The sequence below is a fragment of the Domibacillus aminovorans genome (assembly GCF_001643235.1).
GTDB classification, from domain to species: domain Bacteria; phylum Bacillota; class Bacilli; order Bacillales; family Domibacillaceae; genus Domibacillus; species Domibacillus aminovorans.
Genome location: NZ_LQWY01000069.1, coordinates 1 through 1,927 on the forward strand (window position 1 = coordinate 1; position 1,927 = coordinate 1,927).

3 protein-coding genes are annotated in these 1,927 nt (G+C 34.2%); all 3 read right to left on the reverse strand.

The annotated features are described in order from the left end of the window. Positions 1-313 (reverse strand): DUF1980 domain-containing protein (locus AWH49_RS17825; protein ID WP_157723775.1); only part of this gene is annotated, 313 nt, incomplete at its 3' end. 15 nt (positions 314-328) lie between these two features. After that, complete coding sequence (locus AWH49_RS17830) at positions 329-1,207, reverse strand: permease (RefSeq protein ID WP_063966820.1); 879 nt, start codon at positions 1,205-1,207, stop codon at positions 329-331. A 421-nt stretch (positions 1,208-1,628) separates the two neighbouring features. Then, a complete protein-coding gene (locus AWH49_RS20210; protein WP_157723776.1) occupies positions 1,629-1,781 on the reverse strand; it encodes a hypothetical protein in 153 nt (50 codons plus the stop codon). Between the last annotated feature and the right edge of the window lie 146 nt (positions 1,782-1,927).

Below are 1,927 nucleotides of genomic sequence, written 5' to 3' on the forward strand. Positions count from 1 at the left end.
CAAGAGTTGAATCAAGCGTTGCAATTGGTAAAAAAAGGCCTGTCACCAATGGGAAAATAAAAATTCCATAATGTATCCATCTCCAAAACAGCGGTTTATCTTTTTCATGCTCATGTGAATGATCACAGCAATGCTCATCTTCAGAAGTTGTGGCAAGGGTATATATTTGCACAATCGTGAGAATAGCAAACGTAAAAATAGCGATATACGAAATATATTCATATTTCATATTAATATATTTCGATATGTTACCCGATGTATGAAGATGTTGAAAGAAATACGTAAAGACTATTAAAACCAATGCACGAAACATTTATTTCCTCCTTCCTTACAAGAGCAGTGAGCCTAGAAATACAAACAGCGCAATAGAACCAATTAAACTAAAAACAAATCGTTTGTTAAATACACTAAGCATCATTAACATATTTTTAATATCAACCATCGGTCCAAAAACGAGAAAGGCCACCAATGCACCTGTTGAAAATGTTCCTCTAAAGGACGAGGCGACAAAAGCATCAGCCTCTGAGCATAGTGATAAAATATAGGCCAATCCCATCATGACCAGTGAAGAGGTTGCCTCTGTTTGACCAAGTTCAATCAACGTAGATGTTTTCAAAAATGTCTGCATCGATGCGGCAATAAAAGCGCCGATAATTAAATATTTACCAACAGAAAAAAATTCATCCACCGCATGACGAAGCATGTCGATAAACTTCTTTAAGAATGTTTGAGAAGCAGACTGATGACTGTGTGTATGAGTATGAGCTGCTTTTTTCAGGAGTTCATTGCCTTTAAATTGATAAGATAAAAGAATACCGATTAAAAGGGCAACGACCAAAGACAATCCCCCCCGATACAGCACCATATCCCACTGATTTCCAAATGCGATATAAGTAGAAAATAATACGACAGGATTAATAATGGGCCCTGTTAACATAAATGGAATCGCTGTATGAAGAGGTACCCCTTTTAATAATAACCTGCGGACAATCGGAACAATTCCACATTCACAAGCCGGAAATAAAGCGCCAATCAGTGTTCCATATAAAACAGCCAGGAAGCGGTTCTTCGGCACTACTTTTGCGATCATTTCTTCACTAACAAACATTTGGATAAATCCCGCGACAAAAACACCGATTAACACAAACGGAAATGCTTCTATTAAGATACTAATAAATATTGTATTTAATTGTAAAAAAGTAGACAAAGTAAGCCTTTCCTCTCCCTTTTTATTCGATTATTTTTTCGTGAGGATTTAATTATATAACTAGAAACAATTGAAGCTCAGTCTTTTATCAAAAGAAAAATTGGAAATACAAAGATACTCAGTACCTGACTAAATCGATACTCTTTCATTTCGCCTTCAAAAATGGGTCGACAGTAAAAAATAGTAGGGAGACAAATAAACTATACCATAATAAAATTAAACCAAACAAACTATGAAAAATAGCAGAATAGATTATTTTTAATCTTTCCGATGCATGTTTAGAGATACGGTTTGCAGTGAACTCACTAATAAATGAGGATAACGTTCCGTAAACAAGAATAACGGGAAATATATAGATAAGAAAAAAAGAGCGGAAACAACAAACTGCAAGAAATACTCCTTCATTGAAAAGTAAACTTAGTTAAAATAGGTAGCTATCCATAATCATTTTACTTATTGCGACAGTATCAAGTAAATCAATAGATGCAGGTTGAACTTGAGATGAAGTGAACGGCTCAATCATAAGCTCTGCCTCTTTTAGTTTCTTTAAAATTGTTTTACTAAAAAGAATCATAAGTAGTACCTCCTGAATAGTTATTAGTTATCCTACGTATTCTTCCTTTAATTCTTTTATTCAAATTTTTCACTAATTTCCAATTAAGACGATCTGTTGAGGTGGAGTTAGTATAGTTTCATGGACACAGTTTAATTAAGTCCTTA